The sequence below is a fragment of the Aquibacillus halophilus genome, from assembly GCF_009649745.1.
GTDB classification, from domain to species: domain Bacteria; phylum Bacillota; class Bacilli; order Bacillales; family Amphibacillaceae; genus Aquibacillus; species Aquibacillus halophilus.
On sequence record NZ_WJNG01000002.1, the window covers coordinates 585,853 to 601,094 of the forward strand.

Here is a 15,242-nt window from a genome sequence, read left to right on the forward strand (position 1 = left end):
CACCAAATTAGGCGCTTGTGATTATTTTAATAGGGAGTAGGGGGTTAGCTCAGTAACCTGTGGTTGCTGCCCTCTTAAGAAAGCGGTCATTCCAGTTCTGGCTAATTCCTTAATTCCATATGGTCGAAGGAGATCAATTAAAGCTTCGATTTTCTCTGGTTTACCAGTTACCTGAACACTCAGACTATCTTTACTAACATCTATTATCGTCGCGCGAAACGGTTCGATAATACCTTGGATCTCACTACGGAGCTGAGCACTACTAACTATTTTAATTAGTGCCAACTCTCTTGAAACTATTGCTTTATCGGTTATGTCTGAAACTTTCAAGACATCGATTTGTTTATTTAATTGCTTTGTTACTTGCTCCAATTTTTGACTGTCTACGACATCGACAACGAAAGTCATTTTAGAGATACCTTCAACGTCTGTACGTCCAACAGAAATACTTTCAATATTAAACTGTCGTTTTTGGAGCAATCCTGTTATACGGTTTAGTACACCACTTCTGTTTTGTACGGTAGCAGTTATTATACGCTTCATGGTTTCACCCCAATCATCTCGTTTAGTCCTTTTCCAGGTGCAATCATTGGATATACATTCTCTTGTTGTAAAACTCGGCAATCAACAACTACTGGACCTTCATATGCGAAAAGGTCAGGTAGTGAATGAATTAATTCCTCCTGGGTATCAATTCTCATTCCTTTTATTTGATAAGCTTCTGCTAGTTTTACAAAGTCTGGTTGAACATCTAATAACGAATGTGAATATCGTTTTTCATAGAAAGTTTCTTGCCATTGACGAACCATTCCAAGCGCTCCGTTATTGACGATTATCACTTTAACGGGAAGTCCGCGTTCTTGAAGGACCGATAACTCCTGCATGGTCATTTGGAATCCACCGTCACCGACAACCGCTACCACGGTATCCTTTGGAGCAGCCAGTTGTGCACCTATAGCGGCTGGGAATCCAAATCCCATTGTGCCCAGGCCACCAGAGGTTACCCAGCGGTTAGGCTTATTGAACGTGTAATACTGAGCTGCCCACATTTGATGCTGTCCAACGTCTGTAGTAACAATAGCGTTTCCGTCTGTCACTTTATGAATAGATTCTAATAACCATTGAGGTATCATTTCCTCTTTAGGGTTGTTATACCAAAGCGGATAATTGTCTCTGTTTCCATTTATGCCAATCAACCAATCGTCATGATCTGGACCTTCTTTGGCATGAGTTAGTAATGCTTTTATTGCTGCTTTTGAATCTGATACAACAGGGATGTGTGTTGTCACATTTTTCCCGATTTCAGCAGGATCAATATCAATGTGTGCCACCGTTGCATTAGGTGCAAAGTGTTTAAGATTACCAGTTAAACGGTCATCAAAACGTGCTCCAATATTTATTAACAAATCGCATTCATATAACGCTGTGTTCGCAGCGTATGTTCCATGCATACCAGCCATTCCAAGAGCAAGACTATGATTGCCAGGAAAACCGCCTAATCCAAGTAATGTAGTAGTTACTGGTAGTGAGAATTTCTCAGCTAATGCGATTAATTCTTCAGATGCTTTACCTATAATAATTCCAGCACCTGCTAGGATTACAGGTTTCTTTGCCTTAGCTAAAGAATCGGCTAGCTTTTTAATTTGCAAAGGATTTGGTTTTATTGTTGGTTGATAACCAGGAAGGTGAAAACTATCATCATAATTACCATCAGCCGGGTTAGCTGAAATATCCTTTGGAATATCAACAACAACTGGTCCTGGTCTTCCAGTAGAAGCAATATGAAATGCTTCTCTTACGATCCGAGGTAAGTCACTAACAGACTGTACCTGGTAATTGTGCTTTGTGATAGGTGTTGTGATTCCCATTATATCGGCTTCCTGAAATGCGTCAGTTCCAATTACACCACGAGCAACTTGACCTGTGAAAACTACTAAAGGTAACGAGTCCATCATGGCATCTGCAATTCCGGTAACTAAATTAGTTGCACCCGGACCTGAAGTGGCAATAACGACACCAGGCTTACCAGATACGCGTGCGTAACCTTCTGCAGCATGGATTGCTCCTTGCTCATGACGTGTAAGGATGTGGTCAAATGCATCACCAGCCCGATAAAGCGCGTCATAAATTGGTAAGACTGCTCCACCTGGATATCCAAATATTGTTTTAACCTCTTCTTTGATCAAAGACTCTACAAGAAGATCTGCACCTGTTTTTGATTTTGTCCCGGTATGGATTCCCGGTTTTACTTCTGCCCTCATTAGTAATCCCTCCTAAAAAAGAATGTCTAACTTTTAAATTTATTCGATAAAAAAAGGCCATTTTCTCCCATTAAACTGCACATATATAGATATGCAGAATAATCGGGGAGAAAAGACCTTCACTTTTCACGGTACCACCCTAAATTACAGTTCCCTTGCGGAATACTGCCTCATGAGGCTGTATAATAGCCTCTTTTGATAACAGGTGCTCAAAAAGAGCACCCGATTAAGCCTAGTAAGTTATTACCGTTCAGCTTAACACTCAGGGACGATGTCAGAGTAAGGTGTATTTCCGGGCTTCCAGCAACCCCGGCTCTCTGTAAATACATGTTCTTATTCCTTTATTCCCGTCGTCGTTTTTTCGATATATAATTATCATATCACAAAATTATATTTTTATTATTTCGCTAAATTAAAATTGTTTGTGAAATCCTTGATTGACGACAATCATACAACCATTTTTATCTAAGGTCAACAGTTTTATTGAAATTTTCAGACATTTGAGGTAAGGGCCTATAATAGTAAGCGATTACATCAGTAAAACAACAAGGATATTCATTTTAAAAAAATATTTAAGTTTTTTTGAATAGTATCTTCCACTTTATGGGTTTTTATGGTAAATGCTCTATATATTGGAAAATACTACCGATTATGAATTCTTAAAGAACAGTGTATCCGGAATCAAATTTTATTGGAAGTAAGCCTTCTTTAATAAAGGAGATTTTGCTAGAAAAATGGTACGATGATATACAGTCAGGAATTCTAAATAGGTAGGTGAAAAAGATGGGTCAATTATGTATCATTCCCTGTGGAACTAAAAAAATTTGGGATAGACGTGGGGATATTGGACCTGTCCGAGCACAGGAGGCATACATAGGAACATTTCATAATCTTTGTGAACGATATGCGGAAATGTTCTTTAATCAATGGGTAATCTTGTCCGCAAAATATGGATATCTATTGCCTGATGATATTGTCGATGCTAACTATGATGTTACCTTTAATCAAAAAAGTAATGAGATAATATCTACCGAAGAGCTACGAAAACAGGTTCAGAATAAGTTTCTATATAATAATGAAGGGATTGTGGTTTTGACTGGGAAAAAATATATCGACGTCGTCACATCAAGTTTTCAACAAGAAGATATTCAATTTCCTCTTACAAGTTGCAAAGGAATTGGCTATATGCAGCAGAAATTAAAATTTGCCATAGAGCACTCACAACCAATTCATTGTGTTAAATCAGAATGACATTTGTGTATTGTTCATAGTAAATGGGGTACTTACAGGTGAATGTTACCAAAGAAAGTCTATTTGTTGATGAGAAAGAACTTTCATATACACATATTAAGAATGGACAAAGCCAAGTTTGTTTTATGCTTTCAGGTGCTAGTTATACATATGACAAACCTTTATTTTACTACACTACGATGATGATGCTAGAGGAGAATTATGATGTCATCCACATTCATTATTCCTATCAATCTCAATTACTCTCTTTGCCCGTTGAAACACTTACTGAAATTACTAGCGGATGTATTGCCGGTTGTTGATCATGTACTAAGTCAAAATCAGTACCGAGATGTCATTTTTGTAGGTAAATCTTTGGGAACAATCCCTCTTATTAATGGCTTTATAAAAAAAGAAATTTACCCGACATCTAAAATGTATTATTAACACCATTATTAACTTATGATGAGGTTTATTATCATTATTAAATTGTAATAAGGAAGTTCTAATCATAATAGGGGATAGTGATCACCACTACGATGGTCAAAAAGTTGATAGTATAATAGAAAATAAACTAGTTGAGGTTAAGGTAATTACTGATGCGAACCATTCTTTAGATAAAAAACCACATAATACAAAAACATCGATAGCTGTATTGGGAGATATAATAGTTGCAATCATGTCCTATATCGATTAATCCAATTAAGTTATCACTCCTTGTATTAACTTCCTGTATTGATTTGTGAAATTTATTTGACAATTAGAAGGAACATGATATGATGATTACGAAAATTAAATATGAGTTTTAACCCACTAGGGGTGTCTTTCAAAGACTGAGATTAAAGTGACACTTTAAGACCCTTAGAACCTGATCTGGTTTGTACCAGCGTAGGGAAGTGGCGTAGTTGGATTAAGTTGAATTTATTTGATATTTCCAATACAACCACTTTCTTTGCGTGTTTCATAAGAAAGTGGTTTTTTTATGTCCTAAATTACCTAATCAGGTTACTTGGGAGTGTCCTACAACGTATGACCATCCTGAGTAGTGAACGATAAAACTTAAAAAAGAGGAGAGAGATTTATGAGATTTTCAGAGATTGTAAGACAGGAAGCAAACCATATTTGGCAAGCAAGCTTCGAGCATCCTTTTGTTCAAGGAATAGGTGATGGATCACTACCGCTTGAAAACTTTCGGTATTACGTCATGCAGGATTCTTATTACTTATCCCATTTTGCTAAGATTCAATCTATCGGGGCGGCAAAGGCTGATGATTTACATACGACAAGTAAAATGGCCTCTCATGCCCAGGGAACGTATGAAGCTGAACTAAGTTTACATCGAACGTTTTCTAAGCTGTTAGGTATTACAGAGGAAGAAGAGAAGAATTTCAAACCTTCGCCAACTGCATATGCTTACACATCTCACATGTATCGCGCAGCATATAACGGTCATTTAGGAGATATTATTGCAGTCATCCTTCCTTGTTACTGGTTGTACTATGAAATTGGTGAAAGATTACAAGGATGTAAGCCAGATGAACCGATATATCAGGAGTGGATTGGTGCATATGGTGGTGACTGGTTTAGAACACTTGTCGAGGAGCAGATTGATCGATTAGATGAACTTGCAAAGAAAGTAACGGAAGCTGATCGTGACAGGATGAAAGAACATTTTGTGATTAGTAGTCAGTATGAATATAGTTTCTGGGAAATGGCTTATCAATTAGAGAAGTGGCCTGTCGTAAAAAAATAGTAGAAAAGTAGAAGGATGTGGTTGGATTGAAAAAGGGATTAAAATTAACGGATATTTTAGTAACAATAATCATTTCACTTATATTTGGTCTTGTTTATAAACTTTGGGGACCTTTATATGGAGTTGTTTCAACATTTGGTTTACATGTTGAGCAGTTAATCTATGGTATGTGGTTTATTGCCGCTACGGTAGCATTTTTAATTATCAGAAAGCCAGGTGTAGCGCTATTAGCTGAGGTTGCAGCTGCTCATGGAGAATTCATTTTTGGTGGAGAATGGGGTGTAGTAACTCTTATCTTTGGAATTGGTCAAGGATTAGCTGCAGAACTAGTCTTCGCAGCATTTGGATACAAGCGGTTTAATGTATTCGTTGTATCTTTAGCTGGAATTGGTTCCGCATTCGCGTCGATTGCAATTGATTATTATTATGGATACATCGGTGATTTAGCGCTATGGAATCTACTATTAATGTTTGGTGCTAGAATTATTGGAGCGATTGTTATCTCAGGTATTTTTGCCTACCTAATTGTAGCTGCTTTAGAAAAGACAGGAGTTACCAACCTTGTGCGTCCAGCATCTAACAGTGATTATCGAGCATTAGATTAAAAAGGATGATTATATGACAGCTATAACTAGTGTGAAAGATTTACGTTTGAAGTTCCCCGGAGTAGAGTCTTTATTATTTAAAGATTTTTCCCTTTCTATTGAAAAGGGTGAAAAGGTACTGATTGTTGGACCTTCAGGTTCAGGGAAATCAACCCTTTTGCAAGTTTTAACGGGACTAATCCCGAACTCTGTTGAAATACCAATGAAGGCTGATCAAATCAGTATCCCAGATTCATGGGGGTTCTTGTTTCAAGATCCAGATACACAATTTTGTATGCCTTATGTGGATGAAGAACTTGCCTTTGTGTTAGAAAACCTTCAAGTGCCACAAGAAAAAATGAAACATTATATGATCCAATATTTAACTCAAGTCGGACTATCCTTTGATGATATTCACACTAATATCCAAACGCTGTCAGGTGGAATGAAGCAACGTCTGGCAATAGCTTCGGTATTAGCGCTAGAACCAGATGTATTATTTTTAGATGAGCCTACTGCGATGTTGGACCCAGATGGAACACAAGAAGTATGGGAAACAATAAAAGAAATAGGCGAAGATAAAACGCTCATTATTGTAGAACATAAGATTGAGCATATTGTAGATTTTGTTGATCGTGTGATAATTCTAGGTGAAAACGGTAAGATTATTGCTGATGGAACTACTCAGGAAATCTTCAAAAATTATAAAACTACATTAATTGAACAGGGAATTTGGTACCCAACGGTTTGGGAAGATTATCTTAAAGCCATTAATAAACCTACACCAATAGTAAATTCGATTAAGGACGGAAAACCAGCAGTTTCATTGGCCAACTTTTCAGGTTTTAGAAGAAGAGAGAAAAAAATAGATATAAAAGAACAAAATTTTTATCCTGGCGAATGGATTACAATTGTTGGCAAGAATGGAGCAGGAAAGAGCACGCTTCTCCATGCAATGATGAATCTTATAAAAACAAAAGGCAGCTACTATATTTTTAATCAAGATTATAGAAAAATAGATAGCCTGACAGATTATTTAACATTTGTCTTTCAAAACCCAGAATTTCAGTTTGTCACCAATTCTGTTTATGAAGAAGTAGCTTATACGCTTCGAATTGAGAAGTGGAGCGAGAAAAGGATTGATAAACGAGTAGAAGAGTTATTGGGAATATTCAATTTAACCAATGTAAAGCAAAACCATCCATATCAGTTATCCATGGGACAAAAACGTAGATTAAGTGTGGCTGCAGCGATTGTGAAAGAACAGCCCATCCTATTATTAGATGAGCCTACATTTGGTCAAGATGCAAAAAACACCTTTACGGTTTTGGAGCAACTTGAAAATTTAAGGAAATTAGGAACAACCATAATAATGGTAACGCATGACTTACAAATAACGGAACACTTTGCAACTAGGATCATTGAAGTTCATAATGGAAAAATTGTTGAGGATTGTTGTCCATCCGAATATCTATACAAATCAACTGACAAACTTGTCAACGTGAATTAGGGAGGACAAAAAGTGGAATTTAATTTTTCTTTTCAAGAGACTTGGCTGCACAAAACTAATCCTAGTCTAAAATTTATTATCATAGTCTTTTTGTTCATTTGTATGTTATTCGTCCATAATATCAATTTTTTGATTAATTTTATGTTAGGCACATTGTTGTTATATTTATTTTTCACCGGACATCCATGGAAGCGGCTAATTCTAATTTCCATTCCGTTTCTGCTCATCTTTTTGACTTCTTCCACTTCGATGATCTTTTTTGGGAAAGGGGATACTACCTGGTTAAAATGGGGGCTTGTCCATATTACAGAGGAAAGTTTTATCAGGGGGGTGCACCTAGGATTTCGTGGGATTGTGTTTGCGGCCCTCGGTATTATATTTGCCTTAACAACAAGACCTGTTTACTTGTTCTATTCCTTGATGCAACAATTAAAACTAAAACCGAAATATGCCTATAGCTTTATGGCAGCATTCAGGTTAATTCCAATTATGTTGGAAGAGTTACTAACATTACGTTATGCATTAAAGGTTCGTGGTGTAAAAAACCAAAGGGGAGTCAAAGGTTTTTATCAAAAAATAAAACATTATTCAATTCCAATGCTAGCTCAAAGTATTAGAAGAGCACACAGAATTGCTGTAGCGATGGAAGCGAAAAGATTTTCTGTGGCGACAAACCGAACCTTTTACTACCAAATAGGATTTACAAAATATGATTTGCTGTTTATTTTTTACTTCTTAGCTTTGTTCGGCTTATCTTTTGCGACTACTGCATATTTTCCTTACTTGCCAATTGAAGATGTGAGATACAATGGTTAAGAATATATCGACTGGGATATTTTATGTTCTAACTCTTTTATGATAAACTAGTATTAAATCATTAAAACTTAATAACAAAACACTAGGGGAGTCGTCTGACTGAGATGGAACTATTCCAGACCCTTTGAACCTGATCTAGTTAAAACTAGCGTAGGGAAGTGGCTTAGTTAAATCATTAATTTCAATATTTAACAAACCACTCTTTCTACTAAAGGGTGGTTTTTTTGTGTTTGGAGAGTGAAAAATGAGTAACAGAAAACTTCATGTAATTTCGACTGGAAACCAAACACCCGAGAATTTAGCTAAAATTGTTGGGGAAATTCATCCATTTATTGATGCTATCCATATCCGGGAAAAACATAGATCTGCAAGGGATATTTTTAATATTGTGACCCTTCTAGTTAATAGGAGTGTTCCTCTTGCAAAGATAATTGTTAATGACCGAATTGATGTAGCTCATGTAAAGAATGTAAAGGGAGTACAGCTTGGTTATAATTCCCTGTCGCCTGAAATTGTAAAACGAAATTTTCCATCTCTGCAAGTCGGATGTTCTGTTCATACTTTAGAGGAAGCTAGTTTAGCGCAGAAACAAGGGATAGATTACCTTCTGTTTGGACACATATTTCCTACAGATTCCAAGCTAGGATTAGTACCAAAGGGGTTAGAAGAATTAAAGGATATTACGATAGATTTAGAAATTCCAGTTATTGCAATAGGAGGAATTAAACCCCATCATGTTTGCGAAGTAATTGAAGCAGGTGCTGCAGGGATTGCTGTTATGTCAGGTGTGCTAGAAGCAAAAGATCCATTAGAACAAGTAAAATCATATTCTCAAAATCTATTAAACACATAGATAGATTTGAAAGGAGAATTAATTTGTATGAGTGATACGTACGATGCCATTGTTATAGGTGGTGGTGTCAATGGTGGTTCAACAGCTTATAACTTAGCCAAAAGAGGCAAAAAAGTTCTTTTATTGGAAAAGGACCGGTTAGCTAGTAAAGCTTCTGGTGCAGCTGCTGGAATGTTGGCTGCACAAGCTGAATTAGACGAGGACGGCCCCCTCTTCCAGTTAGCAAAAAAAAGTAGAGATTTATTTCAAGGGCTTGCTGGTGAAATCAAAACTCTAAGTGGAATCGATATTGAATTAATCAACAAAGGGATGTATAAGGTAGCCCTAACTAATGAACAAGTGAAAGAGTATAAACAGATCATCTCTATCCAACAAAAGTGCGGAGAGACTGTGCAGTGGCTAACTGGAGATGAAGTTAGGAGTAAGGAGCCTAATCTTTCTGATGCCATACTCGGGGCAATGTATATTGAAAAAGATGGCCAAGTGTCTGCCCCTCAATTAACTTTAGGATTACTGAAGTCAGCTGCAGCAATTGGAGTTGATATAAGGGAGTATATAAGTGTTGATTCGTTTTTATTTGAAAGTGAAAGAGTTTCAGGTGTTGTAACCAATCAGGGCAATTTTTTCAGTGAAAACATTATTGTTACAACTGGAGCTTGGAGCAAACGTTTATTAGAGGATACAGGTTTGCAGTTAGAAACTTATCCAGTAAAAGGAGAGTGCTTTTCCGTTGTAAGCCATCAACCTTTACTATCAGGAACAATATTTTCCCATGGCTGTTATCTTGTACCAAAAAAAGGTGGAAGAATTATTGTTGGCGCAACAGTTAAACCAAATACCTTTAATCAACAGGTAACTGTAGACGGTATTTCAAGCTTAATGGATAAGGCTAAGAAGCTGATGCCCTCGATAGCAGAGGCAGAATGGGAGAAAGCTTGGGCTGGTATTCGGCCCCAAACCTTTGATGGTTTACCTTACTTAGGCGAACATCCAATTTATCAAGGGTTATTCATCGCTACAGGTCATTTTAGGAATGGTATCCTACTAGCCCCCATAACAGGCGAAGTAATGGCAGATTTGGTAGAGAAAAAGCAACCGTCGGTAGATTTAACTCCTTTTCGAATAAATCGAACGCTGAAGACACTAGTCTGAAAAAACGGAGGGAATTGGATGGAATTAGTAATAAATGGCGACAAGGTGGAAGTTCCAAGTACAGTTGAAACGGTAACTAATTTGTTGCAAAATTTCGAAGTGGATCAAAAGGTCGTAATCGTAGAATTAAATGGAACAATTTTGGAAAAAAAGTCTCATCAAGAAAGCAGACTTTCTGATGGGGATAGAATAGAACTTGTACATTTTGTAGGAGGCGGATGATAGTATGTTAAAAATAGGTCCATATCAATTTTCATCAAGATTATTATTAGGTACTGGTAAATATCCAAATTTTGATGTTCAAAAGAAAGCAGTTGACGTGTCAGAAACAGAAATTTTAACGTTTTCTGTTCGACGAATGAACATTTTTGAAGCAAGCCAACCTAATTTTCTAGAAAAACTAGACGTTGAAAAATACACTTTACTTCCAAACACAGCTGGTGCAAAGACAGCCGAAGAAGCAGTCCGTACTGCGAAGTTAGCTAAAGCATCGGGTCTTTGCGATATGATAAAAGTCGAGGTCATTGGTTGTCAAAAGACATTATTACCTGACCCTGTTGAAACGTTAAAGGCTTCAGAGGAACTAATAAAGGAAGGATTTATCGTATTGCCGTACACTTCTGATGATGTTCTATTAGCCAGACGATTAGAAGAATTAGGTTGTCATGCGATTATGCCAGGTGCATCACCAATAGGTTCTGGTCAAGGTATAATTAATCCATTAAATCTGAGTTTTATCATTGAACAATCGAACGTACCCGTTATTGTTGATGCTGGGATTGGTTCACCATCAGACGCTGCGATTGCAATGGAATTAGGAGCGGACGGAGTACTACTTAATACTGCTGTTTCAGGTGCAAAGGATCCAGTTAAAATGGCTGAGGCTATGAAGCTTTCTATCCAAGCAGGTAGATTGGGTTATGAAGCGGGTCGCATACCTAAAAAACGTTATGCAACAGCAAGTAGTCCAGTGGAAGGACTGAGCATTGGGTGAGTGAGCGCTATTCCCGCCAGGAGCTATTCACACCAATTGGGGTGGATGGTCAGGCAAAAATAAGAAGTAAGCACGTGTTAATCATTGGTGCAGGAGCGCTTGGGACCGGAAGTGCTGAAGGTCTAGTACGTGCCGGTGTTGGAAAGCTTACACTGGTCGATCGAGATTACGTGGAATGGAGTAATCTTCAGAGACAGCAGTTATATAGTGAAGCGGATGCAACGAATCGAATTCCTAAAGCTGTTGCAGCAAAGAAACGTTTAGAGGACATTAATTCTGATGCTGAGATTGAATCACATGTGATGGATGTATCAGTAGAAGAGATGGAGCAACTCGTAAATAATGTGGATTTAGTTGTGGATGCTACTGATAATTTTGATATTCGGATGATTATTAATGATATATCACAGAAACATAACGTTCCATGGGTTTATGGAGCATGCGTGGGGAGTTATGGGATTAGTTATACGATAATTCCAAATAAAACTCCTTGTTTAGCCTGCCTACTTGAAAGTGTACCAATTGGAGGATTAACTTGCGATACGGCAGGGATCATTAGTCCTGCAGTGCAAATGGTCGTAGCCTATCAAGTAACAGAAGCATTGAAAATTTTGGTAGAAGATTATGAATCATTACGATCGAAACTCGTCTCGTTTGATTTATGGAAAAACCAACAAACGGGCATTAACGTTGATAAGATGAAGAAAATAAATTGTTTGTCGTGCGGAGATGACCGAACTTATCCGAACCTGGCTTTTTCAAAACGAACCAAAACAGCTGTTCTATGTGGGCGAGATACGGTGCAGATTCGCACTCCAAATCCAATAGAAAGAGACTTGGATAAATTAGCTTCCATTCTTTCTCAGCAGGGAAAAGTTTCACAAAATCCTTATTTACTTTCTTTCACTAAAGGACGTCACAGATTGGTCATGTTTAAAGATGGAAGAGTTTTAATACATGGTACAAAGGATATTGCTGAAGCAAAGACGTTGTATCACAGATATCTAGGGTGATAAACAGCTATTTATATTAATAGCATAAACCCATTAAGCCATCTTTTTGACACAAAATCTATAAACTCCGACGTAACTTTTAATTGTTTTTTTAAATTAACTCTATACGACCGCTTAGGCAGAATACTTCGCTTTCCATGGGCACGGCCTCAGCCTCCTCAGAATCAAAGAACGATTCTTCCGGGGTCTTCGGACACGCGCTGTTCCCATAGGAGTCTACGTATTCTGCCTAAGCTAGTAATAGTGTTCTGATTATCGAAGGGTGAAGCACATAACTCTATGTAGAGAGGATTTTCTCCTCTTGAACACATTTATTTTAAGGAAGGTTTTATATCCATCTTCCTTTCATTATTTTGGCAATAAGCTGGTGATTGGAGCGGTGGGCAGTCGACTCCTACGCGGAAAGCGACTGCCCGGAGCGCAAATCATGATACGCTACGCTGTATTTTATATCAATTACGAAAAGAACCTTTTAAAAAGGCCTTGTTTATTAACTGAAACAAGGTCTTTTATGAAAAATAAGAATTGGTCATATATAGACGGCAAAAATCATCACCTATTCCTCTCCTATTGAATAAATAAGTATAGGGTTAATACCTAGAAGAAAATAGGATGAGGAGTGGGTTATTTGTTTTACCATGTTAAAGAACTTCAATATAGAGCAAAACCAGAAAGACCAGACGCATTATATGCGAAAAAACTACAGGAGATATTAGGCGGGCAATTTGGTGAGATTTCCGTTGCCTTACAGTATTTGTTTCAAGGCTGGGGGGCAAGAGGTGATGGGAAATATAAAGATTTGTTAATGGATACTGGCGCTGAAGAACTTGCACACGTAGAAATGCTTGCCACGATGATTGCTAGATTATTAGAAAATGCACCAGTTGGTGATTTAGAGGTAGCAGCAAAAGACCCAGTACTTTCCGCTGTTTTAGGTGGGATGAACCCACAACATGCAATTGTCTCTGGCCTAGGAGCTTTGCCTGTAGATAGCGTTGGTAATCCATGGACAGCGAGTTATATTAATGCGAGTGGGAACTTATTGGCAGATTTTCGTATGAACTTAACCTATGAATCTCATGGTAGATTACAAGCGGTAAGGTTATATGAACAAACAACCGACCGTGGAGTGAAGGATATGCTTTCATGGTTAATTGCACGCGATACAATGCACCAGAATCAATGGTTAGCAGCAATTGCTGAACTAGAAGCAAAAGAAAACGTTGTTGTCCCGAGCACATTCCCAAGGGAACTTGAAAAACAAGAAGTGTCATACACGTTGTTTAACTATTCGGCAGGTAATGAAAGTGCAAAGGGACGTTGGGCCTATGGAACAAGTATGGATGGATGTGGTGTATTTAATTACGTTGAGAATCCGGTACCATTTGGGAAAAAGCCTAAGCTTAAGCCAGCGCCACCATATATTCATGATACACCACTAAGCGTATTACGTACTAACGTCCATCCAGACCCTGATACAATGTAATAAAAATATTATGCTAACGAGCATTCCCTTGATAAGGAAAGCTCGTTTTTTATCCAGTAAATACTTGGTCACTAGGATATCGTACCTTCGTACTATGTGGTTTAGCTAACAAAAACGCAAAAGTTAATGGACCAAGTCGACCAATAAACATGAGAAAAATAAGTAGTATTTTGCCAACAGAAGTTAAGTCAGGTGTGATCCCCATTGACAAGCCAACAGTACCAAATGCGGATACTGTTTCGAACATTACTTCCATAAATGATGCATCCTCAGTAATAGATAAGAAAAATAAAAATAGGAAAACGATGCTCAGGCTTATAATAATTATGGCTAAAGAACGTATAATCACTTCTCTTTTAATAGTTCTTTTAAAGATAACAGGTTCTGATTTTGAATTTAAGAAAGCGATTGTAGATAGCAGAACAACAATGACAGTGGTCAATTTTATCCCACTGGCTGTTGATGCAGTACCTGCACCAATGAACATTAATAACATTGTATAAAGAAGTGTTGCATCTTCCATAGAACCAATATTAATGGTGTTAAATCCAGCAGTCCTAGGCGATACGCCTTGAAAATAGGATGCTATCAATTTGCTATTCATGGATAATGAACCTAATGTATCTGGATTATTGTACTCTAATAAGAAAATCACGAACATGGAAATAATGTTGATGACAAGTGTACCAGTAATCATTAACTTCGTGTGCAACATTAGTTTTTTCCATCTTTTGTTTGATATTAAGTCAGTAACGACAGTAAAGCCTAATCCACCAATAATAAATAATGTCGTGATTGTAATATTAACAATCGGGTCAGCAACAAACCCGATGAGGTTATTGGACCATGTTGAAAATCCAGCATTATTAAATGCTGATATTGCATGAAATAGACTGTAAAACAATCCATCTTTCCATCCGAATATGGGTACCCAACGAATAGAAAGTATTACAAATGCAATTGTTTCTACAATGAAAACAAAGCAAACCAGTGATTTGACGAGTTTTACGACACCGCCTGATGTCTCTTGGCTAAAGGATGATGATAAATAAACTCGTTGTCTTAACGTAATTTTTCTACCCATAATCAAAAGTGTGAAAATAGCAAAAGTCATTAAACCAATTCCACCAAACTGTATCAGTAACATAATGATTGTCTGGCCAAACATGGTGAAATCGTGCTGTGTATCAAGCACACTTAAGCCTGTTACAGTAGTGGCAGATGTAGCTGTAAACAAAGCATCTATCCATGATACATAAGTTTCTGATGCATATGGAAGTTTCAAAAACAGTGTGCCTATAACGATAACGGTTAGCATACTTACTGCTAGTAAATGTGGTGGTGACATAGCAAGCGCATTTTTTCTAATCAATCAAATTCCTCATTCTCCCTAATTTTGATTATTATTATATACATTTTTAAGAAGAATTCTAGTAATCTTTTAATATTAATTTAAATTAAGTGAAAACTAATAAAAAGTACTGTTACTAGCATTTTTTAATGATCAAAGCTAAACAAATACTATTGTAATTATCTAAATATTAAGATGATTCACAGTAATAAGAGGATATTTTCCGTGATTGTCGAATA

At 37.2% G+C, this 15,242-nt stretch carries 16 protein-coding genes and 2 riboswitches; of the genes, 12 read left to right on the plus strand and 4 right to left on the minus strand.

From position 1 onward, the window contains the following. Window positions 1-21: 21 nt before the first annotated feature. The gene (gene ilvN, locus GH741_RS03945) at window positions 22-543 is read right to left on the minus strand and encodes an acetolactate synthase small subunit (protein WP_153735442.1); all 522 of its coding nucleotides are present in this window, start codon (window positions 541-543) and stop codon (window positions 22-24) included. After that, a complete protein-coding gene (gene ilvB / locus GH741_RS03950) occupies window positions 540-2,261 on the minus strand; it encodes an acetolactate synthase large subunit (RefSeq protein ID WP_153735443.1) in 1,722 nt (573 codons plus the stop codon). The genes ilvN and ilvB overlap by 4 nt, the downstream gene beginning before the upstream one ends. Window positions 2,262-3,044: 783 nt before the next feature. Here ilvB and GH741_RS03955 point away from each other — a divergent pair. Beyond that, complete coding sequence (locus GH741_RS03955; RefSeq protein ID WP_153735444.1) at window positions 3,045-3,512, plus strand: DUF6884 domain-containing protein; 468 nt, start codon at window positions 3,045-3,047, stop codon at window positions 3,510-3,512. A 38-nt stretch (window positions 3,513-3,550) separates the two neighbouring features. Further along, window positions 3,551-3,814: a hypothetical protein gene (locus tag GH741_RS03960; RefSeq protein WP_153735445.1), complete on the plus strand. Its 264-nt coding sequence runs from the start codon at window positions 3,551-3,553 to the stop codon at window positions 3,812-3,814. 220 nt (window positions 3,815-4,034) lie between these two features. On the opposite strand, the gene GH741_RS21760 is transcribed toward GH741_RS03960, so the two are convergent. Beyond that, the gene (locus tag GH741_RS21760) at window positions 4,035-4,172 is read right to left on the minus strand and encodes a hypothetical protein (protein ID WP_205677312.1); all 138 of its coding nucleotides are present in this window, start codon (window positions 4,170-4,172) and stop codon (window positions 4,035-4,037) included. 124 nt (window positions 4,173-4,296) lie between these two features. Further along, a riboswitch (TPP riboswitch) is annotated at window positions 4,297-4,403 on the plus strand. A gap of 169 nt (window positions 4,404-4,572) precedes the next feature. Between GH741_RS21760 and tenA the strand changes: the two genes are divergently transcribed. The 10 genes from tenA (at window position 4,573) to GH741_RS04010 (ending at window position 13,652) form a co-directional block, all read left to right on the plus strand. Further along, window positions 4,573-5,244 (plus strand): thiaminase II, encoded by a 672-nt coding sequence (gene tenA, locus GH741_RS03965; RefSeq protein WP_153735446.1) that lies wholly within the window; start codon window positions 4,573-4,575, stop codon window positions 5,242-5,244. 26 nt (window positions 5,245-5,270) lie between these two features. After that, window positions 5,271-5,849, plus strand: coding sequence for an ECF transporter S component (locus GH741_RS03970; RefSeq protein WP_153735447.1), 579 nt, complete (start codon window positions 5,271-5,273; stop codon window positions 5,847-5,849). A gap of 13 nt (window positions 5,850-5,862) precedes the next feature. Further along, on the plus strand, window positions 5,863-7,338 hold the full coding sequence (locus GH741_RS03975) for an ABC transporter ATP-binding protein (RefSeq protein ID WP_153735448.1): 1,476 nt from the start codon (window positions 5,863-5,865) through the stop codon (window positions 7,336-7,338). 12 nt (window positions 7,339-7,350) lie between these two features. Beyond that, the gene (locus GH741_RS03980; protein WP_338079224.1) at window positions 7,351-8,154 is read left to right on the plus strand and encodes an energy-coupling factor transporter transmembrane component T family protein; all 804 of its coding nucleotides are present in this window, start codon (window positions 7,351-7,353) and stop codon (window positions 8,152-8,154) included. Between the two features lie 74 nt (window positions 8,155-8,228). Next, a riboswitch (TPP riboswitch) is annotated at window positions 8,229-8,328 on the plus strand. Window positions 8,329-8,398: 70 nt separating this feature from the next. Then, window positions 8,399-9,007 carry a thiazole tautomerase TenI gene (gene tenI / locus GH741_RS03985; RefSeq protein ID WP_153735449.1) on the plus strand — a complete coding sequence of 203 codons (609 nt, stop codon included), beginning with the start codon at window positions 8,399-8,401 and terminating at the stop codon, window positions 9,005-9,007. A 27-nt stretch (window positions 9,008-9,034) separates the two neighbouring features. After that, window positions 9,035-10,159, plus strand: coding sequence for a glycine oxidase ThiO (thiO, locus tag GH741_RS03990; protein WP_153735450.1), 1,125 nt, complete (start codon window positions 9,035-9,037; stop codon window positions 10,157-10,159). 18 nt (window positions 10,160-10,177) lie between these two features. Further along, on the plus strand, window positions 10,178-10,381 hold the full coding sequence (gene thiS / locus GH741_RS03995; protein WP_153735451.1) for a sulfur carrier protein ThiS: 204 nt from the start codon (window positions 10,178-10,180) through the stop codon (window positions 10,379-10,381). Window positions 10,382-10,385: 4 nt separating this feature from the next. After that, window positions 10,386-11,153 (plus strand): thiazole synthase, encoded by a 768-nt coding sequence (locus tag GH741_RS04000; RefSeq protein WP_153735452.1) that lies wholly within the window; start codon window positions 10,386-10,388, stop codon window positions 11,151-11,153. Beyond that, window positions 11,150-12,166, plus strand: coding sequence for a thiazole biosynthesis adenylyltransferase ThiF (locus GH741_RS04005; protein WP_338079225.1), 1,017 nt, complete (start codon window positions 11,150-11,152; stop codon window positions 12,164-12,166). The genes GH741_RS04000 and GH741_RS04005 overlap by 4 nt, the downstream gene beginning before the upstream one ends. Before the next feature lie 628 nt (window positions 12,167-12,794). Next, window positions 12,795-13,652: a manganese catalase gene (locus tag GH741_RS04010; RefSeq protein ID WP_153735453.1), complete on the plus strand. Its 858-nt coding sequence runs from the start codon at window positions 12,795-12,797 to the stop codon at window positions 13,650-13,652. 49 nt (window positions 13,653-13,701) lie between these two features. Here GH741_RS04010 and GH741_RS04015 read toward each other — a convergent pair whose 3' ends face one another. Further along, window positions 13,702-15,000 carry a TrkH family potassium uptake protein gene (locus GH741_RS04015; RefSeq protein ID WP_153735578.1) on the minus strand — a complete coding sequence of 433 codons (1,299 nt, stop codon included), beginning with the start codon at window positions 14,998-15,000 and terminating at the stop codon, window positions 13,702-13,704. Between the last annotated feature and the right edge of the window lie 242 nt (window positions 15,001-15,242).

Coding starts and splice junctions, on each gene's coding strand:
- ilvN (WP_153735442.1), bottom strand. CDS start 543: ATGAAGCGTATAATAACTGCTACCGTACAAAACAGAAGTGGTGTACTA.
- ilvB (WP_153735443.1), bottom strand. CDS start 2,261: ATGAGGGCAGAAGTAAAACCGGGAATCCATACCGGGACAAAATCAAAA.
- GH741_RS03955 (WP_153735444.1), top strand. CDS start 3,045: ATGGGTCAATTATGTATCATTCCCTGTGGAACTAAAAAAATTTGGGAT.
- GH741_RS21760 (WP_205677312.1), bottom strand. CDS start 4,172: ATGATTGCAACTATTATATCTCCCAATACAGCTATCGATGTTTTTGTA.
- tenA (WP_153735446.1), top strand. CDS start 4,573: ATGAGATTTTCAGAGATTGTAAGACAGGAAGCAAACCATATTTGGCAA.
- GH741_RS03975 (WP_153735448.1), top strand. CDS start 5,863: ATGACAGCTATAACTAGTGTGAAAGATTTACGTTTGAAGTTCCCCGGA.
- tenI (WP_153735449.1), top strand. CDS start 8,399: ATGAGTAACAGAAAACTTCATGTAATTTCGACTGGAAACCAAACACCC.
- thiO (WP_153735450.1), top strand. CDS start 9,035: ATGAGTGATACGTACGATGCCATTGTTATAGGTGGTGGTGTCAATGGT.
- thiS (WP_153735451.1), top strand. CDS start 10,178: ATGGAATTAGTAATAAATGGCGACAAGGTGGAAGTTCCAAGTACAGTT.
- GH741_RS04000 (WP_153735452.1), top strand. CDS start 10,386: ATGTTAAAAATAGGTCCATATCAATTTTCATCAAGATTATTATTAGGT.
- GH741_RS04015 (WP_153735578.1), bottom strand. CDS start 15,000: ATGTCACCACCACATTTACTAGCAGTAAGTATGCTAACCGTTATCGTT.